The organism is Kribbella sp. NPDC051718 (assembly GCF_040681515.1).
In the GTDB taxonomy this organism is placed as follows: Bacteria; Actinomycetota; Actinomycetes; order Propionibacteriales; family Kribbellaceae; genus Kribbella.
Window position 1 is genome coordinate 60971 of sequence record NZ_JBFAYZ010000008.1, and the last position, 25699, is coordinate 86669.

The window sequence follows — 25699 nt, forward strand, 5'->3', positions numbered from 1 at the left end:
AGGCTACAACAACTTTGGATAGGCAAGCCTAAGAGATATCTCTCGTCTCCCCTGCGGACATGGTGATCTCAGCCGTCCTGCCACCTGCGATCCGCACGGCGAAGGTGCCTGCGACCTCGGCTGTCGCCACCACCTTCTGCACCTGTCCACCCGCCCAGGTCACGTCGAAGGCGAGCCCCCCGCGGGCCCTCAACCCGGTGTACGAGCCATCCGGCCACTCGGCCGGCAGCGCAGGTAGGAGATGGATCACATCCGTGTGGCTCTGGATCAGGAGTTCGGCGATAGCCGCCGTGAGCCCGAAGTTCGCGTCGATCTGGAAGATGTCTCCATCGCGGTGCAGCAAATTGTCCGAGACGAGCCGGCTTGTGTAGTCGCGCAGGACGGCCGCCGCCTTCTCAGGCTCGGACAGACGGCCGTACAGGGCGATCAGCCACGCGCTGGTCCAACCGCCCGGCGGCCGACCGGACGTCCGTACGGCGAGAGACTTCGCAACAGCCGCCGCCCATTCCGGCGTACTGGCCGGGTCGATCTGTGCGCCCGGGTAGAGCCCGTAGAGGTGGGACTGGTGGCGATGGTCGAACTCGGACGGCGGCCAGTCGGTCTGCCACTCCATCATCCGGCCGTCGTCCGCGATCTCGATCGACGGCAACCGCAGTACTGCGGCCTGCCCGCGCGCGGCGATCTCGCTCGACAACCCGAGCGCCGTCTCGGCCTCGACGACGTCGGCGACCAACTCGCGGATCAGCCAGTTGTCGTAGGTCGTCGTCAGGTCGACGGACGCCTTCTCGCCCGTCGGCACGTAGAAGTGGTGCTCGGGCGCCGTCGACGGGATGAACTGCAGCCGCCCCTCGCCATCCTCGACGAGCATCGAGAGCACGAACTCCGCCGCTCCGAGGAGCACGGGATAGGCCTTGTCCCGCAGGAAAGCGAGGTCGGGGTGGAACCGGTGGTGCTCCATCAGATGCGCGGAGAGCCAGACCCCACACGTGGCCGCCATCGACCAGACGGGATCGTCACCGCCGTCGCCGACCGGCCAGGTCGCCATCCAGAGATCCGAGTTGTGATGCGAGACCCAGCCGGGCGCGTCGTACAGGATGCGGGCGGTCTCGGAACCGGACTCGGCCAGGCCGGTGAGCAGGTCGGTCAGCGGGTCGAAGCACTCGCGCAGGCCGGTGACGTCGGCGGGCCAGTAGTTCATCTGGGTGTTGATGTTGTTGGTCCAGTCGCTCGCCCACATCGGGCGGCGATCCTCGTTCCAGATGCCCTGCAGGTTGGCGGCCTGCGTGCCGGGCCGGGAGGACGCCATTAACAAGTAGCGCCCGAAGCTGAAGATGAGCGCACTCAGTCCGGGGTCCGTACCACCGGCAGCGACCGCGCGGACGCGTTCGCCGGTGGGCAGGTCGACCGGCTCGCCGAGCGTGAGGCCGGCGCGGCCGTACAGGCTGATGTGGTCGTCGAGGTGCCGCTGCTTGAGCTCGCCGAGGTCGACGGCGTCCAGCAGATTAGTTGCCTCTAGCAACGCAACGGAAAGATCGGAGCCGGGGGCGACCGACCAGCCTTGGAAAGTACTTGCTGCTGACAACAGAACGGTCAGGCTGTCGGCGCCACGAACACTCAACCCCGCTTCACCCGAAGTCACCGTTCCGCCGGTGGCGAAGGCGCGCAGGACGACGCCGAAGCCGATCCCCTGCCCTTCCTCGTAACGGATCGGATCGGCGCTGGTCCGGTACTCGATGGTGAGATCGGACGGGGCATGCCCGACCATCGTCGCCGTCTCCCCCGCGGCATCAAGGCTGATCGGGTGCTGGCTGGTCAAGGCGAGGTCGACGTCGATCGCACCGGGTTGATCGGCCTCGATCGTCCACACCATCAGCTGATCCGGCGTGGACACATAGGTCTCGCGGTGGAACCGCACCTCCCCGCGGGTGTAGTCGACCGCTACGATCCCCGTCCGCAGATCCAGCGACCGCCGGTACTCCGCCCCGTCGCCGGCTGGCCCGCCCACTTCGCCCGGCGACGTGATCAGCAGGTCGCCCAGTGGCTGGTATGACTCGACGAGCGGCCCTTGCAGCGCACGGGAGCGCTCCGATGCGGCGTACCGGTCGCCCTCCTCGAGCAGTAGCCGGCGGATGTCGGCGACCACCTCCGGGCCGTCGGTCACCGCCAGCTTGCGAGCGCCCGCGCCCGACCAGACGTCATCCAGGTTCAGCGCGATCCGCTCGTCGGCGACCCGCCCGAACACCTTCGCACCGAGATGCCCGTTGCCGACCGGCAACGCCTCGAACCAGTCCGGCGCCGGAGTACGAAACCACAGTTCGTGCGACATACAGCAAGCACCCTTCAGAGCAGAGGGACGGCCGTACCGGGAGCTGGACGGAGCTCCCGGTACGGCCGGAGGGGGGTGTGGCTGTTACTTGGAGCCGGCCTTGTACTTGTCGTAGGCCTGCTGGTTGATCTCCAGGAAGCGCGGCATACCCGTGCTGTCCAGACCCTTCACGTACGCGTCCCAATCGGTGTCCAGGTTCTTCGAACCGGTGATGAACGCCAGCTGGTTCTGGGTCACGTAGTTGTTCAGGTTGGTCTGCAGCGTGGCCAGCTCGCCACTCAGGCTCGGGTCCGGCCAGACCACGGCCTGCGGGAACACCTGGGCCCGGTCACCGTGCTTGTCGTACTCCTGGGTCGCCTGGAACAACCGGCGCTCGTAGCCCGCACCGGTGTAGATGTCCAGCGGTGTGACCTGGGCGTTCCGGAAGGCGAGCACGTTGTGGTACTGCGCGAGCGCACCCCAGCTGATGTTCTTCGGCGCGTTCTGGACCGGCTTGTAGAGCGGCTTGGTGTCCTTGTCGAGCGCGACCTCACCCGGAGCAGGCTTGGTCCAGCCCACACCCTCCGGGCCGTTGTTGGTGATGATCTGGCCCTCGTCGGAGAAGATGTAGTCGAGCATCTTGATCGCCGCGACCTGCGCCTCCTTGCTGGCCTTGTTGGTCAGCATGAAGGTGTAGTTGAGCGTCGGCAGGTACTGCTCACCGGCGTAGCTCTTGCCGTTCGGGCCGGTCAGCGGCGGGACCGCGTCGTACTGCTTGTCCCGGCCGTCCTTGGAGTCGGACTGGACGAAGATGTACGGGTGCAGCATCGACGCCGAGCCGATCCGGACCGCCTTCGGGTCGTTGCCCTGCGCCTGCAGCGCGGCCGCGTTCTGGGTGAACGCGCCCTGGTCGATCAGGCCCTCCTTGTAGAGGGAGGCGATGAACTTGAGTCCGTCGCGCCACTCGGGGCTGGTCAGCGGGGTGACCACCTTGTCGCCGTTCAGCGTGATCAGGCCCTGGACGCCGTTGTTCGCGCCGACCGGCGGGTAGGCGTACGCGCCCATCAGGTACGAGATCAGGGTGCCGTCCTGGGTGTCCGCGGTCAGCGGGATCTCGTCGGCCTTGCCGTTGCCGTTCGGGTCCTGGGTCTTGAAGGCCTTGAGGACGGTGCGCAGCTCCTCGGGGGTCTTCGGCTGCTGCAGACCCAGCTTCTTCAGCCAGGTCGAGTTCATCCACAGCTTGTTCGGGAAGCTGCAGTGGTAGCAGTCGGCCCACTGCGGCAGCGCGTAGATGTGCCCGTCCGGAGTCGTCGACTCCTCCTTGTAGGACTTGTTCTCGTCCAGGAACTTCTGGATGTTCGGGGCGTTGTCCTTGATCAGCTGCTCGAGCGGGACCGCGACACCCTGCTGACCGAGCTTCAGCACCTCGGCCTTGCTGAAGCCGTCGACCCAGGGGATCAGGAAGAACAGGTCCGGGTAGTCGCCGCTGGCCAGCGAGATCTGCCGCTTCTCCTTGGCCGGACCGGCGTCGAACGTGGTGGTCTGCCAGCGGAACTGGAGCTTGAACTTGTCACTCATGATCTTGGTCACCGAGTTGGTGTCCAGGTTCATGGTCTGGTCGGCCGGCGTGAAGACGTCGATGATCGTCTTGCCGTCGGCCGTCGTCTCGTTGGCAGCTCCGTCGGACTTGTCGGAGCTGCACGCAGCCAGGGTGGCGAGCAGGCCGGCCGCGAGGAGTGCGGTGGCCGTGCGCACGGATGAGCGCATTACGGTGTTTCCTTTCTGGATGGGCTTTTCAGCCCTTGACTGCGCCGACCATGACGCCCTTGGTGAAGTGGCGGGCGACAAAGGGATAGATGACCAGTACGGGCAGGCTCGAGATGACGATGAGCGCGTACTTCAAAACATTGGCCAGCTGTTGCTGTTCGAGCTGCTGCGCCAGGTTGGTGGTAGTGGTCGACCCGGAGAGAGTGTTCAGGATCAGCACGTTGCGCAGCACGATCTGCAACGGGTAGAGGCCTGGGTCCTTCAGGTAGATCAGGGCGTCGAAGTAGCTGTTCCACTGGAAGATCGCGTACATCAAGGCGATCACCGCGATCACCGGCTTGGACAACGGCAGCACGATCGACCACAGGAAGCGCAGGTCGCTGGCCCCGTCGATGGTGGCCGCCTCGTAGAGTTCGTCGGGAATCGTCGAGCGGAAGAAGGTCCGGGCGATGATGACCTGCCAGACCCCGATCGCACTCGGGATCACCATCGCCCAGCGGGTGTTCAGCATGCCGAGGTCCTGGACCACCAGGTAGGTGGGGATCAGGCCGCCGGAGAACAGCATGGTGAAGATCAGCGCGCTCATGATCACGTTGCGGCCGAAGAAGGTCCGGCGCGACAACGGATAGGCGATCGCGATCGTCAGCGTGACGCTGATCAGCGTGCCGCCGATCGCGTAGATGAACGAGTTCAGGTAGCCCTTCATGATCAGGGGATCGCTGAAGGCCTCCTGGTACGCCTTGATGCTCGGCTCGATCGGCCAGAGCAGCACCCGGCCGCCGCTGACCGCCGACGCACTGCTGAACGAGTTGGCCACGATGTAGATCAGCGGCACCGCGACCACGATCAGCGCGATCCAGAGCATGATCTTGACGCCGACCAGGAAGATCTTGTCGGTGCGGGTCTCCTCGATCGCGGTCCGCTGCGACCCCTGCGGTCCCTGCCGCCGGCCGGTCCGCCGGATTCCTTCCAGAGTGACGCTCATGACCACAGTCCGTTCCCGGTGATCCGCTTGGCGACGAAGTTCACGATCACCAGCAGGACGAGGTTGATGACGGAGTTGAACAGCCCGATCGCGGTCGCCATCGAGAAGTCGGCGTTCAGCAGGCCGGTCTTGTAGACATAGGTCGCGATGATCTCGGACTGGGAGGCGTTCAGCGGGTTCTGCAGCAGGTAGGCCTTCTCGAACCCGATCGACATGATGTTGCCGACGCCGAGGATCAAGATGATCACCGCGGTCGGCATGATGCCGGGCAGGTCCACGTTCCGGATCCGCTGCAGCCGGCTGGCGCCGTCGATCCGGGCCGACTCGTGCAGCGCCGGGTCGATCCCGGCCAGCGCGGCCAGGTAGATCACCGCGGAGTACCCGGTGGTCTGCCAGACGTCGGACCAGACGTAGATGTGCCGGAAGTAGTCCGGCTTGCCGAGGAAGTCGACCTTCGGGATCCCGAACAGGCCGATCGCGTCGTTCACGAAGCCGAGCTGCGGCGAGAGCACCAGGATCGTCATCGAGACCACGACCACGGTCGAGATGAAGTACGGCGCGTAGGTGACCAGCTGCACCGTCTTCTTGAAGACGCCGACCCGGATCTCGTTCAGCGCGATGGCCAGGATGACCGGGATCGGGAAGCTGGCCAGCACGGTGTAGGCGGCAAGGAAGAACGTGTTCTTCACCAGGGTCCAGAACACCGGGTTCTGGAAGAACAGTTCGAAGTTCTTGAAGCCGATCCACGGGCTGCCCCACGGACCCTTGATCGGGCTGTAGTCCTTGAACGCGATCACCGCGTTCGAGATCGGGATGTACTTGAAGATCACGAAGTACGCGAGTGGAACGATGATCAGCAGGTAGAGCTGCCAGTGCCGGCGGAAACTGCGCCGCGCCTCGGTCCAGCGGCTCGGCCGCGGGATCTTCCGTGGCGTCCTCACCGCCTGATTCAGCGCCGGCGCTGTCGGCGCCGGTTTCACCTCGATCGTTCCGCTCACACCTGCGTCCCTTCGGTGGTACCGCACTTACCGTGACGGCCCGCTGACTTCTCGGAGCCAAACCGATATCCGATAGGATGTCGGCTTCCACCGGGAGAATGACACAGAACCCCGATGAGTGGAAGAGCAACATTCACTGTCGATACCGGACCTTGACCATGACCGCTCCGGCCTTGCCCACAAAGGATTTCCGGCCTACCCCACAAGCCGGAACGATTTGTTGCCCCCAGCAACAAACGCCACGAGGTCCCGTGGATTCCACGGGACCTGGGCGGCCGTCAGTGCGCCAGGTGGAGTCACTCTGAGCTGCGACCCGGAACCTGGTGCCCTGACTTTATTTCCTTGGTGAACTATATCGCAGTCAATCGCTGTCTGCCGCTTATGTCAAGACTTGAAGTCTCAATGATCGCCGAGGACTTCGGCAAGGGCGACCCGGCGTTTCGCGGTTCCGGAACTGACGGCGGCCTCGACCATCGCCAGACTCTGCACGTTACTGCTCGCCGGCGTACTGGACGCTGCACCGGTTCGCACGCAGTGGATGAACTCGGCGAGTGAGCCGGCGATCTCTTCCGGAGCGTTGCCGACGGCAATCGATTGCTGTGGATCGCCTGTCTCCGGAGCGTTCTCGCCGTCCCAGAGCACCGTCCCGCGTTCTGCACCGACCCGCCAGCGGCTGTGCCAGGCCGTCTCCAGTCCCGGGTTGACCCAGCTGCCGTTGAAGACGAACCGGGCGCCGCTGGGAAACTCGAAGATCGCGGTCGCCGCCGCGTCACCGGCGAACCAGCTCCAGGGCGGATTGAACGACTCGCAGTACACAGCGACCGGATCCTCGCCGAGCAGCGCCCGGGCGGAGTCGAACTGGTGGATCGCCATGTCCAGCAACAGCGGGAACGCCATCTCCTCGCGGAAGCCGCCGAAATGCGGGGCCTTGGCGAACTCACAGGAGACGACGGAGATCGGTCCGAGCTTGGCGGCCGTCTCGCAGAGCGCGGTGAACTGGTTCAGGTACCGGCGCGACTGACTGATCATCAGCAACTGCCCGGTCTCCTCTGCGACCTTGGCGATGTACTGCGCTTCGGCGACCGTCGGCGCGATCGGCTTCTCGCAAAGCACCGGTAGCCCTGCGCGCAATGCTTCCTCGTTGACCGGGTTGTGCGCGGCCGGGACGGTCACATTGATGACCGCTTCGGCGCCCGTGACGTCCTTCAGCTCGGTCAGGTTCGTGGCTACCGGCACCAGGGCGGCAAGTTCGTCCTCACTCACCCGCTGGGCGTGCTCGAGATCAATGTCGACCAGGCCGACCAGCTCGACATCGGGATTGCTGGCGAGGTTGTGCAGCCAGGCACGACCCATCGCGCCGGCGCCGACCTGGATGACGCGCAAGGGCTCAGACACTGAAGTCTCCTACTTCGTGGCGTTCCAGCGTGGGGGCCTTGCGGATCGCGCGGTCGGTGGCCGCCCAGGCGACGCCGTTGGCGATCACCTTGCGGACGTCCTTGTGGTGATACACCGGGTACTCCTGGTCGCCGGGCGAGAAGTAGAAGATCCGCCCGTGGCCGCGACGGAAGGTGCAGCCGCTGCGGAACACCTGTCCCCCACTGAAGTTGCTGACGAAGATCAGCTCCTCCGGCACCGGGATGTCGAAGAACTCGCCGTACATCTCCTGTGCCTCGATCTCGATCGGCTGCGACACACCCTGAGCGATCGGGTGGGTCGGGTCGACGGTCCAGACCAGCTCGCGGTCGCGATCGGTCCGCCAGCGCAGGTTGCAGGTCGTCCCCATCAGCTTCTTGAAGATCTTCGACCAGTGGCCGGAATGCAGGACGACCAGTCCCATTCCGGCGAGCACTTGCTGGTGGACGCGCTCGACGACCTCGTCCGACACGTCTTCGTGGGCCGCGTGACCCCACCAGACCAGTACGTCGGTCGCGGCCAGCACCTCGTCGGTCAGGTTCATGGGTGGCGGTAAAACGGTTAACTTGGAGCCTAGCCGCGAGGCCGGCGCTCATGTCAAGACTTAGTCGAGGAGTATGCGGGATGGCCACGGTCCGCGATGTCGCCGAACGGGCGGGGGTGTCGATCGCGACCGTGTCCTTCGTGCTCAACAACACCAAGCCCGTCACGCCGGCCACGCGGGACCGGGTCGAGTCGGCGATGGCGGAGCTCGGGTACCACCGCAATGTGCTCGCTCGGGCGCTGGCGGCACGGAGTACCAGGATCATCGCGCTGGCTCATCCGCGGTTGGACACGGGCTTCGGCAGCGAGTTCATCACCAGTGCGTCGCGGGCGGCGCGGGCGCGGGCGCGGGGGTATCACCTGGTGCTGTGGCCAGTCGACAACGACGGGGACGAGATCGGTGAACTCGTCGGGCAGGGGCTGGTGGATGGCGTTGTCTTGATGGAGGTGCTGCTGGAGGACGCGCGAGTCGACGCTTTGTCCGCGGCCGGTACGCCGTTCGCGTTGATCGGGCGTACTGCGGATCCGGCCGGGTTCATCCATGTGGACATCGACTTCGAGCAGAGCATCGCTGTTGCGCTGGATCACCTGCAGGGACTGGGGCATCGACCGACTGTCGCCGCAGGACGGGCTCTCCGCCTACCTTCGCGGATCACTGCGGTGATCATGATGAACGAGCTCGCCACCTTCGGAGTGATGACGGAACGCGTCGTCCCTGACGACCTGTCCATCCTGTACTTCGGTACGCCCGGCCTCGCCGCCATCGCCAACCCGCAGCTCACCCTGATGCGAGCCCCCGCCGCCATCCTCGGCGGCCTCGGCGTAGACGCCCTGATCGACCACCTCGAAACCCCCGGCGCGCTCCCCGCACCCCAACTCCACCCCTGCACGTTGGAGCCCGGAGCCTCGACCGCACGCCCCCGCTAACCGGCGCCCGCGTCGCTCGCCGCCGGAGCTAGCCGTCCGTGCGGAGGCGACCGTGGACGTGCCAGTCGTGCCAGCCGTCCGCGTGCTTGATCGCTCGCCGCAGCGTTCCTTCGTGGGCGAAACCGGTCTTGTCCGCGACCCGGCAGGAGGCTTCGTTCAACGTCGAGTGATGGTTCTCCAACCGGTTGAAGCCGACCTCGCCGAAAGCCCAGCCGCACATAGCTTCCACGGCCCGTGCGGCCAGACCTCGTCCGCGTGCGGCCGGCAACACCCAGTACGAGACGCCTGCCGCGGCCTCCGCCAACGAGATGCTGCGTAGGCCGACCTGTCCGAGCGGCTCGTCGGCGTCGTCGACGATGGCCCAGCTCAAGGCTTCCTCGGCACCCCAGCGCAGCGGCCATTGCCCGGTCCACTCGACGGCTTCCTCGAGGGTGTCCAGCCGGCGAACGTGCCAGCGCTGGATGTCCGGACAGTCGAACGCAGCCTTCACGATCGGCGCATCGGCGGCGCGCCACGGCCGGAGTACCAGTTCGTCAGCCTTCAGCCGGGGCTGCGGTTTGTCGCTGAGAACTCCGGTGGACAGGGCCGGTTCGACGAGGACGGGCATGCCGCGAGCCTACGGCTTGAGGGTGCCAGTACGGGACAGCTGCCGTTCGATCGTCGGTACGTCGAAACGCCCGGTGCGAGGTCCTGCCCAGAGCTCGGCCATCACCATGTTGACCCGGAGGACGCGTTGCAGGGGGTCGATCGCAGCCAACTCCTGCTCGGTCAACGGGATGCCGAGCTCGGTCGCAGTTCGCTGATAGCCGTCGAGCAGACCCGGTGATCGATGAACCCGGGCGATCACGAACTCCCACGCCCGACTGTCGGCATGCACCAGGTCGAAGTCGATCACGCCGCTCAGCCGGTCGTCGACGAAATGCAGATTCCACTCGGCGAAGTCACCGTGCACGATGGTTTGTGGCAATGTCGACAAGTTGCTCTCAGCAACAACCTGCCCGGCCTCGACCATCGCCGCCTCGGCCCAGTCGGCCAGGTCAGCGCGTTCGGTGCGCAAGGCAGCGACGCCGGCATCCCAATCCTGAAAGGCTCCCATCGCCTCCAAATCGCAAGCCTGAAAGAACCCTTGCCGCTGACCTAGCTCAAGCTCCCGCAGGTCCGCATGCAACCGCGCAAGAATCGACCCTCGCTCCTCGGCCTGCCCGGCGGTCTCCGCCGGATGCGGCTTACCCGGTACGAACCGGGTCGCCGCCCACAACCGGTCGTCGTACCGGACCGGCCCCGCGACCGGCGCCGGCACGGTCCAGCCCTTGCCGGTCAGATGACGCAGCACCGCGCTCTCGAAAGCAAGGTCGGCCTCGGTCCGCAACACGTGATAACGCCTGATCACCAGGCACTCCCCCGCCGCAGTCCGCCCCAGCCAGTTCCCGTTCCCGACCGACTCCGCGTCGGTCGCCCGGGTCTCTTCGAAACTTTCGATCACCAGTCCGAGCTGTGCGGTCACTTCACGCAGTGTGGAGAGCACCCGGCAAGTATGAGACCCGACCCGACCATCACGGGGGAACGGCCGGGCCGGGCTTCTTCGATCGTACCCCTGCGGGGGCCGCCCAATCGGGTATTCGGCGCCCGCGAGTGACGAAAATCAGCAGCGGGTCACCGGGGTTCTGGTCTAGCATCCTGGCTATGCAAGCCTCTTCCTGAAAGCGCACCTCCGCCACCGGCTGACAGCAGGATCCCGACCCGGTCCGCCGAGCTGTGCCGTTGTGCGTCACGTCGGCGCTTTGACCGTCGCCTTCCAACGGTCGCGCTTTGTCATGCCCAACTGACGTGCAGCTTTCAGGAGTTCACTTCCGATGTCGTTCCTACCTGCCTACCGTCGGGTCGATCCGGCCCGGACCTACTACGCCTTCCACGGCGTCTGGGCCTACCTGTCCGCGCTGACCTTCACCCTCAACCTCGTCTACCAGATCAAGGAAGTCGGGCTCAGCCCGCTCCAGCTCGTGCTGGTCGGGACGACGATGGAGATCGCCTGCTTCCTGTTCGAGATCCCGACCGGGATCGTCGCCGACCTGTGCAGCCGGCGGTTGTCGGTGCTGATCGGTTTCGCCCTGATCGGGGTCTCGTTCCTGCTCCAGGGGTTCGTACCGGCGTTCTTCGCGATCCTGGCGGCACAGGTGATCTGGGGACTCGGCTACACCTTCACCTCGGGCGCCGACCAGGCCTGGATCACCGACGAACTCGGTGAGGACAACGTCGGGCCGATCTTCGTCCGCAGCCAGCAGATCTCACTGGGCGCGCAGATCGCCGGCATCGTCTCGGCGGGCGCGATCGGGCTGGTCAGCCTGAGCCTGCCGATGAAGGTGGCGGGCACCGGGATGATCCTGCTCGCGCTGCTCCTGTTCGTCTTCATGCGCGAGCAGAACTTCCACCCGACCCCGGCCGCCGAACGGGACACCTTCCAGCAGATGGCCGACACCTTCAAACACGGCCTGGCGGTGGCCTGCGACTGCGGCCGGATACGCGCAACGTCGTACCGGCCGCAGAAGAGGTGAAGAGCTAGTCGACCTCGGCCTCCACGCGACGGCGGTCGTAGCCGGTCTTGACCAGGCTGGCGATCGTCGTCACGAGGAGGGTGCCGGCGATGAAGCCGAGCGAGGTGGCGATCCCGATGTGCGGCAGGTGGATCGCGCCGATGTCGTCGATGTGCGAGCCGTGCAGCGCCTCGATGATCAGCTTCACGCCGATGAAGGCGAGGATCACCGAGAGGCCGACGTTCAGGTAGATGACGCGCTCGAGCAGGCCGCCGATCAGGAAGTACAGCTGGCGCAGACCCATCAGGGCGAAGGCGTTGGCGGTCAGTACGACGTACGCGTCCTGGGTGAGGCCGAAGATCGCCGGGATCGAGTCGAGCGCGAAGATCACGTTCGCCATCCCGATCGCGGAGATCACGATCACCAGCGGGGTCAGCATCCGCTTGCCGGCCGCGTTCCGGGTGACCAGCTTGGCGCCGTCGTAGTCGTGCTGCAGCGGCAGGATCCGGCGCATGCCGCGGATGACCACGTTCTCCTGGAAGTCGGTCTCGTCGTTCTCGCCTTCGAGCGCGAGCCGGACCGCGGTGTAGACCAGGAACGCGCCGAAGATGTAGAACACCCAGCTGGCCGCGGCGATCGCGGCGGCGCCGGCCAGGATGAAGACCGCCCGGAGCAGCATCGAGACGACGATGCCGATGTAGAGCACCTTGTCCTGAGCCAGCGACGGCACCGCGAACCTGGCCATGATGATGACGAACACGAACAGGTTGTCGACGCTTAGGCTGTACTCGGTGATGTACCCGGCGACGAACTCCGAGCCGGACGCGTCACCGGGTTTGAAGACGAACAGCAGGACGGCGAACAGGCCGGCCAGACCGACGTAGAAGAGCACCCAGCGGGTCGCGTCCTTGATCGTGACGGTGTGGTTGCGCCGGGCGATCACGATCAGGTCGAAGGCGACGATCGCCAGCAGACCGATGATCGTGAGGATCCACACGTGAGCAGGCACGGCAGAGACCATGACATTCCTCCGGACGTCGACAAGGGCGGGTCCGGAGGTCTCTTCCGCCCGCAGGTTCTCGGACCGACAGCACCGGGTGGGCTCAAGGGCTCACCGTGATGACGACGCTGCCGCGAAGGAATACTCCCCTCCACAAACAGACCGAGCCTACCCGGTACCCCGGCACTCCGCCGTGCACCACGTCACAACCGGCCTGTCCTGCTCGGCATCGTATACCGCATACAGACTCCAGTGCCAGCCCCACGCCACCGTTTGCCCCTCCCGCAGGTCGGGTACACGGTTGGGGCGTCACCCGCCGCCCGCGGGTACCCGGCGCACGAATACTGGAGGTATCTGATGGGTATCGGCGCAGGAATCTTTCTGCTCGCCGTCGGCGGCGTACTCGCGTTCGCCGTCTCGGACCGGATCAGCGGCGTCGACCTCACCATGGTCGGCTACATCCTGATGGGCGCCGGCGCCCTAGGCATCGCCTTGGTCCTGCTCCTGAACGGCCAACGAACCCGAGCCTCCCAAACGACCGTCGTGGAAGAGCGCCGCGACCTCCGTGACCCCCGAGACCCCCGCATCTGACCCAGCCACGCCTGAGACGGCCGCTCGAACCCCACCCGACCACCTGCGCAACCTCCGGCCATCGGGAGATGTGTCCCGCTCGACAGGAGGTAGTCGGTTCCGGCGTGCCAATCGGCCATCGGCTGAGCGTACGAAGTGGGCGAGTCGGCGACCACCTCCTGTCAAGCGGGACACAGCAGCCCCCCGAGCGCGACGGCTGCGACCGAACGCGTCAAGACGTGGCGCCGGCGCGGATTGGGCTTGCCGGCGGTAACAGCCGGTTCGGCGTGCATACCTAACTCGGGCGGGCAATCGCTTGCTGCGGCGTGTCGCAGCTGTTCGCGAGGGTTGTGCATGCGCGGCGGTCCGGGCGGCCGTCGGGTTGGGCAGGAATAGGTGTGGGCGTTGGGGGGCTGTAGGCGGTATGAGATCAATTGTCTTTGACCAGCTTGGTGCGGCTGACTCTGTTCTTCGGGTTGTTGAGCGGGAGGTTCCTGAACCCGCGGCCGGCGAGGTGCGGGTTCGGATCGTGGTGTCCGGGGTGAATCCGACCGACTGGAAGGCACGTACCGGCCTGTACGGCGGCGAGGCGGTCGAGTCGGTCCCGAACCAGGACGGCTCGGGCGTCATCGACGCCGTCGGCGCAGGGGTGGACCAGGTCGCGGTCGGCGACCGGGTCTGGTTCACGCTGGCGGCGTTCCAGCGGCCGCTGAGTGGCTCCGCACAGGAGTACACGACGTTGCCGGTCGAGAGGGTGTTCCCACTGGCCGACAACGCGTCGTTCGAGATCGGCGCGAGTGTCGGCGTACCGGCGATCACGGCGCATCGCGCCTTGACGGTAGCCGAGGATGGGCCGGCCCGCCTTTCGCCGGGAGCCCTCGAAGGCAAGGTGATTCTGGTCGCGGGCGGTGCCGGCGCGGTCGGGCACGCGGCGATCCAGCTCGCGCGCTGGGCGGGTGCCACAGTGATCGCGACGACGAGCCCGGGCAAGACCGCCTACGCGGAGGCCGCCGGCGCGCATCACGTCGTGAACTATCGGGAAGACGATGCCGCCGCGCAGATCCGTTCCTTCGCTCCGGACGGCGTGGACGTGATCGTCGAGGTCGCCGCCGGAGCCAACAACGAGCTCAACCTGGCGGTACTCCGCCCGCTCGGCACCATCGCGATCTACGCCAACGACGGCAACCAGCCCCTCAACCTCGACATCCGCGCGAACATGGGCCTGAACGCCCGCTACCAGTTCCTGCTGCTCTACGGCGTGGGGCCGAAGCTCATCTCGGCCGCAGCCGAGGACGTCAGCGCTGCGATCGCCGCCGGAGTGCTGCCTGTTGGCGAGGAAGCGGGCCTTCCGCTGCACACCTTCGACCTGGCCGAGACCTCCGCGGCCCACCAGGCGGTCGAGGCGGGCGCGACCGGAAAGGTACTCATCACGGTCTCCGAGAGCTGAACCGGTTCGCTGGGCAAGCGCATTCCCGGAGGGGTTGACAGGTCTTGACGGACAGTGGTGTGATGCGAACCACGAGTTAGGAAAGGAAACTTTCCTAACTATTAAATTTGTGGTTCCTGCAGCTCCTTTCCGCCCCGGAACATCAGGAGACCTCCATGACCCGTCGATCCTTTCGGCGTGCGCTGCTCAGCGGCCTGTCGGCCGTGGCCGTCACGCTGGCCCTCGCACCCCTCACCCAGTCCGCGACCGCGGCCTCGACCGACTACCAGGCCGAGAACGCCACCATCTCCCAAGGCGTGGTCGAGTCGAACCACGCCGGCTACACCGGCACCGGCTTCGTCAACTACGACAACCTCGTCGGCAGCTACGTCGAGTGGACGGTGACGGCACCCGCCGGACCGGCCGACGTGACGCTTCGCTACGCCAACGGGACGACCGCCCAGCGGCCGATGGACTTCACCGTCAACGGTGTGGCCGGCGCGGTCGGCATCAGCTTCCCCGGTACCGGCGACTGGACCATCTGGCAGACCAAGACGGTCCGGCTGATGCTGGCCGCGGGCACGAACAAGATCCGTGCCCGTGCCACCACGGCCGACGGTGGCCCGAACGCCGACAAGCTGACCGTCACCCCGACCAGCGACGACGTCACCCCGCCGTCAGCGCCCGGGAACCTTGCCGTCAGCAACATCAAGTCGAACGCGGCGACCTTCACCTGGACGGCGGCTTCCGACAATGTCGGCGTGGTCCGGTACGAGATCAACCGCGGCGGCAACGTGCTCAAAGTGGTCGACGCGAACACGCTGTCGGCGACCGTCGACACGCTGACCTCCAATACGGCGTACGACGTGTCGGTGGGTGCGTTCGATGCCGCGGGCAACGCGTCGCAGCAGAGCAACGTGGTCGCGTTCACGACCCCGCCGAGCGGCGACACCCAGCCGCCGACCGCGCCGGGCAACCTGCGCACGACGTCGATCACCTCGAACAGCGTCGGCCTGGCGTGGAACGCGTCGACCGACAACAGCGGGAGCATCGCCGGGTACGACGTGTACCAGGGCGCCACGAAGGTGTCGACGACGAGCTCGCTGACGGCGACCATCACGAACCTGACGCCCAACACGCAGTACTCGTTCACGGTCAAGGCGCGCGACCCTGATGGCAACGCGTCGGCTGCCAGCAACGCGGTGAGCGTGCGGACGGCCAGCACGGGGACCGGCGGCATTCCGGCGTACGACCGGGACATCGCGAAGGTCGACCTGGGCTGGAGCGTCGCGTTCCTGCCCGATGGATCCGGCTCGGCACTCGTGACCGAGCGGGACCGTTTCGAAGTACTGCTGGTGACGTCGACCGGGCAGAAAACCACGCTGGGCAAGGTTCCTGGCGCTGTCACCACGACCGGTGAGGGTGGTCTGCTGGGGCTGGCGTTGTCGCCGAACTTCAGCACCGACCACTGGGTGTACTTCTACCACACGGCCGCGAACGACAACCGGATCGTGCGGATGAAGTACGAGAACGGGGTGCTGGCCACGACGTCCGAGCCGGTACTGACCGGGCTGGCGAAGAACCGCTACCACAACGGCGGCCGGCTGCGGTTCGGTCCGGACGGCAAGCTGTACGCGACCGTCGGCGACGCGAAGAACAGCGGCAACTCGCAGAACCGCGGCTCGCTGAACGGCAAGATCCTGCGGATCAACCCGGACGGCACGGCACCGAGCGACAACCCGTTCTTCAGTGAAGGCGGCAACGCCCGGTACGTGTACAGCCTCGGCCACCGCAACCCGCAAGGTCTCGCCTGGGACTCGCGCGGGCAGCTGTGGGCCGCGGAGTTCGGCGAGAACAGCCAGGACGAACTCAACCTGATCCAGAAGGGCGGCAACTACGGCTGGCCCGCCTGTGAAGGCACCATCGGCGACTGCGGCGGCTACATCGCCCCGAAGCGCACCTGGTCCACCTCGCAAGCCGGCCCGAGCGGCGTGGAGATCGTCAACGACTGGATCTACATCGCCGGCGTCACCGGCCAACAGCTCTGGGTCACCCAGATCAACGCGGCCGGCACCGGCGTAGGCACCCCCCAAGCAGTCTTCTCCGGCCGCTGGGGCCGCCTCCGCAGCGTCACCAAAACCCCCGACGGCGCCCTCTGGCTGACCTCCACCAACGCCGACATGAACGGCGGCACCCCCAACGGAATCGACAACGTCATCGTCCGCCTGAAGTTCCCGACTCCCTAGCGGGCTTGTGACGGTACTGTCACACGAGTAGGATGTGACAGTACCGTCACAAGGAGGTTGATCGTGGGGATCAGGAGGATGGCTGAGCTCGGCGCCGCCGTGCGCTCGGAGCGCCTTCGACGTGGACTCTCCCAGGCCACGGTCGCTGCCACCTCCGGCGTCTCCCGCGAGTGGCTGGTGCGCTTGGAGAGCGGCGCGCCGCGACTCGAGGCCGAGAAGGTTCTCAGCGTGCTGGACACGCTCGACATCGCCGTAGTTCCTCGCCAGGAGCAGCCGACGCAGAGCGACATCGCCAAGGCCCAGAAAGTCGCCTGGACAATGTCGCTGGAAGCGCAGCCGATGACCGACGAAGGCTTCCAGCGGGTCCTGCGTAAGGTCGTCGCCCATCGCGTCTCTCGCTCGGCCGCGTGACCACGACGGACCTGGGTGGCGACGAGGACGGCCAGACCCCGGTCGACGCCGACGACGCGCAGTACCTCACTCCCGAATACTCAGATCTGCGCACCCGCGGTGAGCTGAACGACGCCGAGGCCTCGAACATCGTCGATGCCTTGCTGTGGCTCGACGATCAGGGGCCGGCCCCCGAAGACCTTCTCCACCAGGGCTTTCTGAGGGAGTTGCACCGCCGGATGTTCGGGGACGTCTGGAGCTGGGCGGGGCAGCTCCGTCAGCGTGACACCACAATCGGGATCGCTCCGAGCCAGATCCAGGAGCAGTTGCAGGCACTTCTCGGCGACGTTCTCTTCTGGGTCGAGCAGGAGACCTACGGACAGTCCGAGATCAGCATTCGGTTCCATCACCGGCTTGTCTTCGTTCATCCGTTCGTGAACGGCAACGGTCACCATGCGCGGCTGGCAGCGGGGGTGCTGGCCGAGACGCTCGGTCTCGGGTCGAGCCATTTGTCCTGGGGCGCTCACAGCGGGCAGCCTGTCGCCGAAGCGCGTCTGCAGTACCTCAGCGCACTTCGAGCAGCCGACCGTGGCGACTACACCTTGCTCCTCACGAACGCTGTCAGCTGAGCAGCGTGCGGCGGAAGCGGCCGGGGGTGGTGCCGGTGGTTTGGTGGAAGGTTTGGGTGAACGCGGATTCTGAGGTGTAGCCGACTTGGGTGGCTACTGCGGCCACCGTGAGGGCTGGGTTCGCCAGGAGGCCGGCGGTGAGGGGGTAGGACTTGTCGGCGATCTCCAGGGTGAACCCGCCCTCGAGGAGGAAGTGGAAGGCGGTGTCGGATTCGCCGTACGCCGCGACGTCCATCCCCGGCAGAACGTCGCCGGTGTTAGCGTCCGGGTCTGATGATTGAGCTTCCGGGTGGCAAGGTCGCGTTGCGGGACGAGGGGACGGGCGGTTCGTGGGTCGCTGAGGTAGCGCCCTTTCGGCTGGCCGCTTGCGTGGTGACGCAGGCGGAGTACTCGGGTGGTTCAAGCGCCTTGCCTGCGACCGATGTGTCGTGGCTGGATGCGGTCCGGTTCTGCAACACGTTGTCGGTGAGGGAAGGGCTGGCACCGGCGTACACGCTCCTCGATGAGGAGCAGGTCGTCTGCGATTGGGCGGCGAGCGGGTATCGGCTGCCGTCGGAGGCGGAGTGGGAGTACGCCTGCCGTACTGGGGGCCCTGAGCAACGATATGGCGAGCTGGACGAGATCGCCTGGTACCGGGACAACTCGGGCGGTCGCGTGCACGAGGTCGGCGGCAAGGCGGCCAACCGCTGGGGCTTCCACGATCTGCTCGGCAACGTGTGGGAGTGGACCTGGGACCTCCATTCGGCGGCGTACGGACCGTACCGGGTGTTCCGTGGCGGGGGCGCGTACGACCCACCGAACGCCTGCCGCGCCTCGAGCCGGCGGAAGAGTCATCCAACCTTCCACATCGACGACCTCGGCTTCCGCCTGGCACGAAGCGGGCACATCACCAGCTCGTGTTGAGTGGTTTGCCTTCGCTGTAGCCGGCGGCGCTTTGGATGCCTATGACGGCTCGGTGGTGGAACTCCTCCAGGTTGGTGGCGCCGACGTAGGTGCAGGAGCTGCGGACGCCGGAGACGATCGAGTCGAGCAGGTCTTCGACGCTTGGGCGCTCAGGGTCGAGGTACATCCGGGCGGTCGAGATGCCCTCGCCGAAGAAGCCCTTGCGAGCGCGCTCGAACGGTGTGTCGTCGGCGGTACGGAGCCGGACCGCGCGGGCCGACGCCATCCCGAAGCTCTCCTTGTAGATACGGCCGTCGCTGTCGCGATGCGGATCGCCGGGCGACTCGTATGTGCCGGCGAACCACGAGCCGATCATCACGCTGGAAGCGCCGGCGGCGAGTGCGAGCGCGACGTCCCGCGGATGCCGTACGCCGCCGTCCGCCCAGACGTGTTTGCCCAGCTCACGGGCCCGGGTCGCACACTCCAGCACTGCGGAGAACTGAGGCCGGCCGACAGCCGTCTGCATCCGAGTCGTGCACATCGCGCCGGGGCCGACTCCGACCTTGATGATGTCGGCGCCTGCTTCGACCAGGTCCTCGACGCCCTCGGCGGTGACGACGTTGCCCGCGACGATCGGCACCTCGGGGTCGAGGGCGCGGACTGTCCGGAGTACGTCGAGCATGCGTTCCTGATGACCGTGGGCGGTGTCGATCACGAGCAGGTCGATACCGGCGTCGAGCAGCGATTTCGCCTTCTGCTCGGCGTCGCCGTTGATGCCGATCGCGGCCGCCACCCGAAGCTTGCCCCGGGCATCGACCGCGGGGTCGTACAGGGTGGCGCGGAGGGCGCGCTGGCGGGTGAGGATGCCGACGATGTGGCCGTCCTCGTCCGTGACGGGCGCCAGCCGGTGGTGCCCGTCGTACAGCTGGTTGAACGCTTCCTCCGCCGCGATCCCGGCCGGCAACCTGAGCGGGTCGCGCGACATGATGCCTTCGAGCTGGGTGTAGCGGTCGACACCTTCACAGTCGGCGTCGGTGACCACGCCGACGGCGCGGCCGTTCTCGACCACGATCACCGCGCCGTGGCCGCGCTTCGGCAGCAGGTTGAGCGCCTCGCCGACGGTACCGGTGGGTGCCATCACCAGCGGGGTGTCGTAGATCGGGTGCCGCTCCTTGATCCAGGAGACGACGTCGGCCACCACCTCGACCGGGATGTCCTGCGGGATCACCGCCAGGCCGCCACACCTGGCGATCGTCTCGGCCATCCGCCGCCCCGACACCGCCGTCATGTTGGCCGCGACGATCGGGATCGACGCCCCACTCCCGTCCCGCGTCCCGAGATCCACGTCCAGCCGCGACTGCACGGCCGACCGGTTCGGTACCAGGAAAACATCGTTGAACGTCAGATCCTGCTCCGGCTGCTGCCCTCGGATGAACCGCAAAGCCCTCACCTCACTACCCAGACACCAGATCCCTCGGAGACTACGTCACCACCTCCGCACGAACCTATGCATTCGGTCCCTGGGCGATCGGCGACGACTTGAAGCCTTTGAAGGTGAGCCAGAGGCCTAGGGAGAGTTCCCAGACGAAGATGGGGGCGGTGGCGATGCCGGACCAGAGGGAGAGTTGGTCGTAGGCGCCGAAGATCAGGGCCACGGCGGAGATCAGGAAGAAGGGCGCGCCGACCAGGCCGATCGTGGGGATGATGCGCGGTACCAGGCCGGAGCGGTAGAGGAGGGTGCCTAGCAGTAGAGCGTTGATGCCGGGCATGACGCCGGGGCCGAGGAGGAAGGTCCAGTCGTGGATCGCGACCAGGGAGTGCTGGGCGGTGATCAGCGCGGCTGGATCCGTACCGGCGATCGGGTTGTCGCGGAGCGTGACCACCGAGAGCAGGGCGATCACACCGACCACGATGTACGCCCCTTCGATCACGCGTGAGGTGACGAAGCCGAGGGCCAGCCATTCGCTCTGCCGCTTGACGACCGGGAAGAGGACTACCGCGGTACCGATGGCGGTGAGTGCGGCGATGACCTCGAGCAGGCCGCCGAGCAGGACGGCCGCGTTGGAGCCGGAGCCGAGGATGTACCGCGGGTCGTCGACCAGGTCGGAGTAGAGCGGGAGCGCCGGGATCGACGCCACGAAGGTGATCAGGTAGAGGATGCCCGCCACCAGCGCCGTCCTTCGCAACGAGTCGGCCTTTGGTGGTGCGGTGGTGCGAGTGATGGTGGTCATGTCGCCCTTTCATTTCTGCTGGATGGAGAGCAGGGGCAGGCCGGTGTCGCGGACCTTCTGCAACAGGCCGTGCAGCGCGGCCTGGTCGGCCACCGGTCCGCTGATGACGGTCGTGCCGTCGCTCTCGTTGGTCAGGGCGAGCCCGTCGAACCACGCGGCCCAGCGGGCGCCGAGATGCCCTTGGAGGCGGATTTCGTACGGTTCGTCCATGACTCGCAAGCTAGGCGGCGAGATGGTGAGCCGGCGTCACCACAAGTGGTGATCCGGGTGGTGATTCAGCGCGAGAACAGCTCGAGCTCGCCGGCCCGGCGGACGGCGGCGCGGCGGTTGGTGACGCCGAGTTTGGCGTAGATGTGCTTGGTGTGGGTGCGGACGGTGTTGAGTGAGACCACCAACTCACGGGCGATACCGGGGCCGTCGAGCTCGGTGCCGAGCAGGCGCAGTACGTCGAACTCGCGGGCGCTGAGCGGTTCGATCAGGCCCTGCTTGACGGGCTTCGCGCGGTCCGGGGTCGCGACAGCTCCGAGGACGCGTTGGGCAGCTGGATCGCCTTGTTTTGCTGCGGTTTGGAGCAACCTGATCAACGCTGGGCCGTCGTCGGCGAAGATCCGGACGTGGCGATTGGGTTCGGCTAACGTCAGCGCCCGACGCAGGTCGGCCAAGGCGGCGTCGTGGCCCGCCTGGTGGGCGAGTGAGCGCAGTACGAGGATCTCGATCGCGCTTCCGGTCCGCTTGCCGTCCTCCGCGGCCTGCAGGAGACGGTCCAGGAACGGGCCGGTGGCTGTCCCTTGGGCGGCGAGGACGCGCGCCAGGGTGAGGTGCTCGTACTCGCGGAGATAGCTGAGCTCGTCATCGACCGTCAGCCCCTCGTCGGCCACCCAGGCGAGCGCTTTGTCGAGCTCGCCCGCCGCGAGCCACACTCTCGCGCGCACGGCCGGGATCGGGCGCACGTTGGGGAAGTAGTCGCCGACGTAGACGCGCTCCGCCTCGTCGAGCAGTTGGAGTGCTGCGGCGAAGTCGCCTTCCGCGGCGTGGATCCGGGCCATCGCGACGCGGCGGCGATACGAGTACTGCGGCAGGCTGGCCTGTTCACCGACAGCCTGAGCCTTGGCCAGGAACTGGGTCGCGGCTTGGAGGTCGTTGCGTTCGCGGTGCAGCTCGGCCAGTCCGACGTACATGTCGGCGGTACCGCGGAGTACTGGTTCGCATTGGCCGGGTTTGAGGAGCAGCGCCTGCTCGAAAGTTCGCATCGCGTCGCTGGGGCGGCCCTGCGCCAGGCGGATGTCGGCCAACGCGATCGCACATCCCAGGGCGTCCGCGGTGTAGCCGGCTGCTTGCAGTCCCGTAGTACAGGCTGTCCAGGCTTCGTGCGCGGCTTCGAGATCGCCGGTGGACCAGTAGGCGAGGCCGAGCAGGCCGGCGGAGGCGGAGCGCCAGAGGTGGCTGTCCTCGGCTGCAATTGCGAGGGCTTGGCGGGCGTGGGTGACGGCGGCTGGAAGATCGCCGCGGGCCAGGGATTGGGCGGCTCGATAGGTCTCGATCGACTCGGCGAGGCGGCCGTAGGCATCGTGGTCGACGACGATTTTCTCGGCGTCGTCCGTCAGGTAGCGCTCGGCTTGTTGGAGTCTGCGCTCGACGCCGTCCAGCTCGCTGCCGATCAGTAGCGCTCCGGCGTACGTCACCGCTAGTACCGGCCGGACGCTGATCACGTCGTCGGGCAACGCCTGCAGCCAGGTCCGTACGACGGCCTCCTGCCTCGTCCTGCGCAGGTCCGGGATCGCCAACTCGACCAGCGCCGCCGCTTGCTCGAAATCCTTTGCTGCAAGGGAATGGCGGATCGCCTCGGCTCGCTCGCCGTTCTTCTCGTACCACGCACTGGCCCGCTGATGCAGCCCGGCGACGACCTCCGGCTGCTCGTCCAGCAGATGTGCTTGGAGGACGTCGGCGAAGAGTTGGTGATACCGGTACCACCGGCGCCGATCGTCGAGCGGGAAGAGGAAGAGGTTGCCTCGCTCGATCGCGGCTAGCCGGTCCTTCCCACCGACCTGCCCTGTGACGGCGTCACACAGCGGCCCGCACAACCGGTCGAGGACGGAGGTCTGGAGCAGGAAGCTCTGCACGTCCTCGGGCTGCCGCTGCAACACCTCCTCGGCCAGGTAGTCGACGATGTACCGGTCATCCCCCGCGAAACCGGCGATGAACCCGCTGACGTCGTCGCGCCCCTGCATCGAGAGCGCGGCCAGCTGCAGCGCGGCGATCCAGCCTTCGGTCCGCCCTTCCAGTACTGCGACATCGTGCGCCGTCAGCGTCAGCCCCATCACGGTGTTGAGGTACTCCGCGACTTCGTCGGCCGTGAAGCGCAGCTCCGCCGACCGGATCTCGACCAGCTCGCCTCGCGCTCGCATCCGGGCCAGCGGCAACGCGGGGTCGGCCCGGCTCGCGATCACGACCCGGATCTGGGGCGGAAGGTGTTCGACGAGGAAGGTCATCCCGTCGTGGATCTCGCGGGCCTCGATCACGTGGTAGTCGTCGAGGACCAGCACCACGTCGTACTCGATGGTGCCGAGGTCGTTGAGCAGGGCCGAAAGTACCGCCTCGATCGGCGGCTGGTTCGACTGCAACAAGGAGACCGCGGTGGCACCGACCTCGGGAACCGCGGTCTGCAGGGCGGCGACCAGGTAGGACCAGTACGACGCAGCGTCGTTGTCCCGCTCGTCGAGCGAGAGCCAGGCGGCCTTACGACCGTCCGCAGCCAGCCACTCCGTCAGCAAGGTCGTCTTCCCGAAGCCAGCCGGCGCGGACACCAGCGCCAACCCCGTCGCCGCAGCCAGCCGCTCCCCCAACCGCCCGCGCTCCACCACCCCACGCCGCCGCCTGGGCAGCCGGAACTTCCCCTCCAACAACACCCCCACCTCCCCAGCACACATACTGAAGACCAAAGAGGCCAGGCGCTAGTGGTTCACCCGTTGTCACCCGGGCTCAGTGCCAGTTGCTGATGGTGGTGTCGTGGGGGTCGGGGGCGCCCTTGCCGGTTTCGACGAGGGATTTGAGGCTCATCAGGAAGGTGGCCCACTTGGTGCTGCAGTGGGACATGAACTCGACGGGGTCCTTCCAGCCTTCGTGCTTGAAGTGGATGATGGCCCAGTCGTCGACCTGTTCGAGGTCCCAGATGACGTGGGTGCCGATCCACTCCTCGGGGCCTTCGACAACCTCCCAGAGGACGCGCTTGTCGGGGGTCAGCTCGAGGACCTTCATGTCGAAGCCGCCGGGGCCGAACTTGAATTCGGTGACGCCGCCGACCTGGCTCGCGTCGCCGGTGGTCTGGGTGGTCCACCAGCCGGCCAGGCCTTCGATCGTGGTCAAGGTCGCATAGACCTCGGCCACCGAGGACTTCACGCCGACTCTGTGCAGGATGTCTACCATTTCGCTTCTCCGTTTCATGTGCAACCAGTTGTTGCATATGAAGGTAGCCCGACCCGAACTCAAATGCAACCCTTGGTTGCGCGTTGGAGATCGATCAGTTTTCGAGAAGCCCGGACGGCGGCGGCTTCGTAGGCTGAGGACATGACCACGACGAAGAGCACCGCGAAGAAGACCACCACCTCGGCGAAGTCCTACGACGGCTTCACGGACGAAGAGCGTGGGGCGATGAAGGAGCGGGCCCGCGAGCTGAAGGCGGCCGCCGGCAAGGCGGACGCGGAGGCCGCGGTCCTGGAGAAGATCGCCGAGATCGGCGACCCGGGCGAGCGTGCGATCGCCGAGCGGATCCACGCGATCGTCAAGGCCGAGGCCCCGGAGCTCGAGCCGAAGACCTGGTACGGGATGCCCGCCTACGCCAAGGCCGGCAAGATCGTCTGCTTCTTCCAGCCCGCCGACAAGTTCAAGGCCCGCTACAGCACGCTCGGCTTCAACGACCCGGCCAACCTCGACGACGGCGACATGTGGCCGACGTCCTGGGCCGTGACCAAGCTGACCCCCGCCGTGGAGAAGCAGCTCACCGCGCTGATCAAGAAGGCCGCTAGCTGAGGCCCGGTACTACGTACGCTTCCGCCCCACCAGGTGAAACGGGCGGCTGAGCCGGCGGTACGGATCCCGCTTGCTCGCCTCCAACTCGACGGCCGCCATCGCCGCCACCTGCGCCGAGTCGCTCAGGTCCACCTCGACCCCACTGAAATCAAGCCAGTCGGTGAACAGCCACACCCCGTACCACTCCAGCGCCGCGACCCCGTGGCCCTCCATCAGCTCGCTGAGATGCTCTACCGTGTCGGCCCGGGTCGGCACACCCAGCACCCCGACCTCCTCGGTGGAGTCGAACGCAGCCAACGCATCCGCCCACCGGCGCTCGAGCGCCGGGCGTACTGCCATCGTGTTGGCGTTGCCCGTCATGATCGACACCACGGCACCTGCAGCGGCGCACTGGCAAAGCTGCGAAACCAGTTCATCCGGCTGGTCGAGATACCCGAGCACGCCATGGCACAACACCGCATCGAACTGCCGCCCATCAACCGCCTCGACGGCCTTCAAGCCGTCGCCTTCCAGCAGCGTCACCCGCGCCTGTACTTCAGCAGGCAACCGGCCGAGTCGCTCTCGGGCCTTGTCGAGCATCGCCGCCGAGGGATCGAGCAGCGTCACCTCGTAGCCCGCCTGCGCCAACGGAAACGACTGATGTCCTGCTCCCCCACCGACATCGAGCACCGCGCTCGGCGGCTCGGCCAGATGCTCGATCAGCTGGTGGTGCAACACGTACGTCCGTACGCGACCCTTCGCCGAGGCATAAGCACCCTCGGCGAAAGAATCCACAAGCCCGGCCCAAGCGTCATCAGTCACCCGTTCAACATACGACTGGGCGGGGTGAA

24 protein-coding genes and 1 pseudogene are annotated in these 25699 nt (G+C 66.6%); 9 read left to right on the forward strand and 16 right to left on the reverse strand.

Annotated elements, in window-relative coordinates; translation table 11 throughout:
- Positions 1-28: 28 nt before the first annotated feature.
- The 6 genes and pseudogenes from AB0M15_RS28125 to AB0M15_RS28150 form a co-directional block, all read right to left on the reverse strand.
- Complete coding sequence (locus AB0M15_RS28125) at positions 29-2326, reverse strand: glycoside hydrolase family 95 protein (protein ID WP_363824456.1); 2298 nt, start codon at positions 2324-2326, stop codon at positions 29-31.
- An 84-nt stretch (positions 2327-2410) separates the two neighbouring features.
- Positions 2411-4072: an extracellular solute-binding protein gene (locus AB0M15_RS28130; protein WP_363824457.1), complete on the reverse strand. Its 1662-nt coding sequence runs from the start codon at positions 4070-4072 to the stop codon at positions 2411-2413.
- Between the two features lie 28 nt (positions 4073-4100).
- Positions 4101-5057 (reverse strand): carbohydrate ABC transporter permease, encoded by a 957-nt coding sequence (locus tag AB0M15_RS28135; protein ID WP_363824458.1) that lies wholly within the window; start codon positions 5055-5057, stop codon positions 4101-4103.
- A complete protein-coding gene (locus AB0M15_RS28140) occupies positions 5054-6055 on the reverse strand; it encodes an ABC transporter permease subunit (RefSeq protein ID WP_363824459.1) in 1002 nt (333 codons plus the stop codon). The genes AB0M15_RS28135 and AB0M15_RS28140 overlap by 4 nt, the downstream gene beginning before the upstream one ends.
- A gap of 399 nt (positions 6056-6454) precedes the next feature.
- On the reverse strand, positions 6455-7450 hold the full coding sequence (locus AB0M15_RS28145; RefSeq protein ID WP_363824460.1) for a Gfo/Idh/MocA family oxidoreductase: 996 nt from the start codon (positions 7448-7450) through the stop codon (positions 6455-6457).
- Positions 7443-8006: pseudogene (locus tag AB0M15_RS28150) on the reverse strand (ThuA domain-containing protein); the annotation flags it as partial. The gene AB0M15_RS28145 and the pseudogene AB0M15_RS28150, both read right to left, overlap by 8 nt.
- Positions 8007-8092: 86 nt before the next feature.
- Here AB0M15_RS28150 and AB0M15_RS28155 point away from each other — a divergent pair.
- Positions 8093-8938 carry a LacI family DNA-binding transcriptional regulator gene (locus tag AB0M15_RS28155; RefSeq protein ID WP_363824461.1) on the forward strand — a complete coding sequence of 282 codons (846 nt, stop codon included), beginning with the start codon at positions 8093-8095 and terminating at the stop codon, positions 8936-8938.
- A 28-nt stretch (positions 8939-8966) separates the two neighbouring features.
- On the opposite strand, the gene AB0M15_RS28160 is transcribed toward AB0M15_RS28155, so the two are convergent.
- Positions 8967-9545 (reverse strand): GNAT family N-acetyltransferase, encoded by a 579-nt coding sequence (locus tag AB0M15_RS28160; RefSeq protein ID WP_363824462.1) that lies wholly within the window; start codon positions 9543-9545, stop codon positions 8967-8969.
- A 9-nt stretch (positions 9546-9554) separates the two neighbouring features.
- The gene (locus AB0M15_RS28165) at positions 9555-10442 is read right to left on the reverse strand and encodes a phosphotransferase (protein WP_363824463.1); all 888 of its coding nucleotides are present in this window, start codon (positions 10440-10442) and stop codon (positions 9555-9557) included.
- A gap of 349 nt (positions 10443-10791) precedes the next feature.
- On the opposite strand from AB0M15_RS28165, the gene AB0M15_RS28170 reads away from it, so the two are divergent.
- Positions 10792-11490 carry an MFS transporter gene (locus tag AB0M15_RS28170; RefSeq protein WP_363824464.1) on the forward strand — a complete coding sequence of 233 codons (699 nt, stop codon included), beginning with the start codon at positions 10792-10794 and terminating at the stop codon, positions 11488-11490.
- 4 nt (positions 11491-11494) lie between these two features.
- Here AB0M15_RS28170 and AB0M15_RS28175 read toward each other — a convergent pair whose 3' ends face one another.
- A complete protein-coding gene (locus AB0M15_RS28175) occupies positions 11495-12478 on the reverse strand; it encodes a TerC/Alx family metal homeostasis membrane protein (RefSeq protein ID WP_363824465.1) in 984 nt (327 codons plus the stop codon).
- A gap of 348 nt (positions 12479-12826) precedes the next feature.
- Between AB0M15_RS28175 and AB0M15_RS28180 the strand changes: the two genes are divergently transcribed.
- The 5 genes from AB0M15_RS28180 (at position 12827) to AB0M15_RS28200 (ending at position 17730) form a co-directional block, all read left to right on the forward strand.
- Positions 12827-13060 (forward strand): DUF6458 family protein, encoded by a 234-nt coding sequence (locus AB0M15_RS28180; protein WP_363824466.1) that lies wholly within the window; start codon positions 12827-12829, stop codon positions 13058-13060.
- A 403-nt stretch (positions 13061-13463) separates the two neighbouring features.
- Complete coding sequence (locus tag AB0M15_RS28185; RefSeq protein ID WP_363824467.1) at positions 13464-14486, forward strand: NADPH:quinone reductase; 1023 nt, start codon at positions 13464-13466, stop codon at positions 14484-14486.
- A 155-nt stretch (positions 14487-14641) separates the two neighbouring features.
- Positions 14642-16711, forward strand: coding sequence for a PQQ-dependent sugar dehydrogenase (locus AB0M15_RS28190; protein ID WP_363824468.1), 2070 nt, complete (start codon positions 14642-14644; stop codon positions 16709-16711).
- A gap of 63 nt (positions 16712-16774) precedes the next feature.
- Positions 16775-17122 carry a helix-turn-helix domain-containing protein gene (locus AB0M15_RS28195; RefSeq protein WP_363824469.1) on the forward strand — a complete coding sequence of 116 codons (348 nt, stop codon included), beginning with the start codon at positions 16775-16777 and terminating at the stop codon, positions 17120-17122.
- Complete coding sequence (locus tag AB0M15_RS28200; RefSeq protein ID WP_363824470.1) at positions 17119-17730, forward strand: mobile mystery protein B; 612 nt, start codon at positions 17119-17121, stop codon at positions 17728-17730. The genes AB0M15_RS28195 and AB0M15_RS28200 overlap by 4 nt, the downstream gene beginning before the upstream one ends.
- Here the strand turns inward: AB0M15_RS28200 and AB0M15_RS28205 are convergent.
- Entirely contained in the window at positions 17723-17965 is a 243-nt protein-coding gene (locus tag AB0M15_RS28205; RefSeq protein WP_363824471.1) for a helix-turn-helix domain-containing protein, read from the reverse strand. The two genes, AB0M15_RS28200 and AB0M15_RS28205, sit on opposite strands and share 8 nt — an antisense overlap.
- Before the next feature lie 38 nt (positions 17966-18003).
- Between AB0M15_RS28205 and AB0M15_RS28210 the strand changes: the two genes are divergently transcribed.
- On the forward strand, positions 18004-18633 hold the full coding sequence (locus AB0M15_RS28210) for an SUMF1/EgtB/PvdO family nonheme iron enzyme (RefSeq protein ID WP_363824472.1): 630 nt from the start codon (positions 18004-18006) through the stop codon (positions 18631-18633).
- Here AB0M15_RS28210 and AB0M15_RS28215 read toward each other — a convergent pair.
- The 5 genes from AB0M15_RS28215 to AB0M15_RS28235 all read right to left on the reverse strand — a co-directional run bounded on the left by AB0M15_RS28215 (position 18617) and on the right by AB0M15_RS28235 (position 24266).
- On the reverse strand, positions 18617-20053 hold the full coding sequence (locus AB0M15_RS28215) for a GuaB1 family IMP dehydrogenase-related protein (RefSeq protein WP_363824473.1): 1437 nt from the start codon (positions 20051-20053) through the stop codon (positions 18617-18619). The genes AB0M15_RS28210 and AB0M15_RS28215 overlap by 17 nt on opposite strands.
- Before the next feature lie 64 nt (positions 20054-20117).
- Positions 20118-20843 carry a DUF4386 domain-containing protein gene (locus tag AB0M15_RS28220; protein WP_363824474.1) on the reverse strand — a complete coding sequence of 242 codons (726 nt, stop codon included), beginning with the start codon at positions 20841-20843 and terminating at the stop codon, positions 20118-20120.
- Between the two features lie 9 nt (positions 20844-20852).
- The gene (locus tag AB0M15_RS28225; RefSeq protein WP_363824475.1) at positions 20853-21053 is read right to left on the reverse strand and encodes a hypothetical protein; all 201 of its coding nucleotides are present in this window, start codon (positions 21051-21053) and stop codon (positions 20853-20855) included.
- A gap of 65 nt (positions 21054-21118) precedes the next feature.
- Positions 21119-23749: a LuxR C-terminal-related transcriptional regulator gene (locus AB0M15_RS28230; RefSeq protein ID WP_363824476.1), complete on the reverse strand. Its 2631-nt coding sequence runs from the start codon at positions 23747-23749 to the stop codon at positions 21119-21121.
- Positions 23750-23822: 73 nt separating this feature from the next.
- Complete coding sequence (locus AB0M15_RS28235) at positions 23823-24266, reverse strand: SRPBCC domain-containing protein (RefSeq protein WP_363824477.1); 444 nt, start codon at positions 24264-24266, stop codon at positions 23823-23825.
- Positions 24267-24407: 141 nt separating this feature from the next.
- Between AB0M15_RS28235 and AB0M15_RS28240 the strand changes: the two genes are divergently transcribed.
- Positions 24408-24869 (forward strand): DUF1801 domain-containing protein, encoded by a 462-nt coding sequence (locus AB0M15_RS28240; protein ID WP_363824478.1) that lies wholly within the window; start codon positions 24408-24410, stop codon positions 24867-24869.
- A 9-nt stretch (positions 24870-24878) separates the two neighbouring features.
- Here AB0M15_RS28240 and AB0M15_RS28245 read toward each other — a convergent pair whose 3' ends face one another.
- Positions 24879-25670 (reverse strand): methyltransferase, encoded by a 792-nt coding sequence (locus AB0M15_RS28245; protein ID WP_363824479.1) that lies wholly within the window; start codon positions 25668-25670, stop codon positions 24879-24881.
- Positions 25671-25699: the final 29 nt, after the last annotated feature.

Coding starts and splice junctions, on each gene's coding strand:
- AB0M15_RS28125 (WP_363824456.1), bottom strand. CDS start 2,326: ATGTCGCACGAACTGTGGTTTCGTACTCCGGCGCCGGACTGGTTCGAG.
- AB0M15_RS28130 (WP_363824457.1), bottom strand. CDS start 4,072: ATGCGCTCATCCGTGCGCACGGCCACCGCACTCCTCGCGGCCGGCCTG.
- AB0M15_RS28135 (WP_363824458.1), bottom strand. CDS start 5,057: ATGAGCGTCACTCTGGAAGGAATCCGGCGGACCGGCCGGCGGCAGGGA.
- AB0M15_RS28155 (WP_363824461.1), top strand. CDS start 8,093: ATGGCCACGGTCCGCGATGTCGCCGAACGGGCGGGGGTGTCGATCGCG.
- AB0M15_RS28160 (WP_363824462.1), bottom strand. CDS start 9,545: ATGCCCGTCCTCGTCGAACCGGCCCTGTCCACCGGAGTTCTCAGCGAC.
- AB0M15_RS28170 (WP_363824464.1), top strand. CDS start 10,792: ATGTCGTTCCTACCTGCCTACCGTCGGGTCGATCCGGCCCGGACCTAC.
- AB0M15_RS28180 (WP_363824466.1), top strand. CDS start 12,827: ATGGGTATCGGCGCAGGAATCTTTCTGCTCGCCGTCGGCGGCGTACTC.
- AB0M15_RS28185 (WP_363824467.1), top strand. CDS start 13,464: ATGAGATCAATTGTCTTTGACCAGCTTGGTGCGGCTGACTCTGTTCTT.
- AB0M15_RS28190 (WP_363824468.1), top strand. CDS start 14,642: ATGACCCGTCGATCCTTTCGGCGTGCGCTGCTCAGCGGCCTGTCGGCC.
- AB0M15_RS28205 (WP_363824471.1), bottom strand. CDS start 17,965: ATGGACGTCGCGGCGTACGGCGAATCCGACACCGCCTTCCACTTCCTC.
- AB0M15_RS28210 (WP_363824472.1), top strand. CDS start 18,004: ATGATTGAGCTTCCGGGTGGCAAGGTCGCGTTGCGGGACGAGGGGACG.
- AB0M15_RS28220 (WP_363824474.1), bottom strand. CDS start 20,843: ATGACCACCATCACTCGCACCACCGCACCACCAAAGGCCGACTCGTTG.
- AB0M15_RS28225 (WP_363824475.1), bottom strand. CDS start 21,053: ATGGACGAACCGTACGAAATCCGCCTCCAAGGGCATCTCGGCGCCCGC.
- AB0M15_RS28235 (WP_363824477.1), bottom strand. CDS start 24,266: ATGGTAGACATCCTGCACAGAGTCGGCGTGAAGTCCTCGGTGGCCGAG.
- AB0M15_RS28240 (WP_363824478.1), top strand. CDS start 24,408: ATGACCACGACGAAGAGCACCGCGAAGAAGACCACCACCTCGGCGAAG.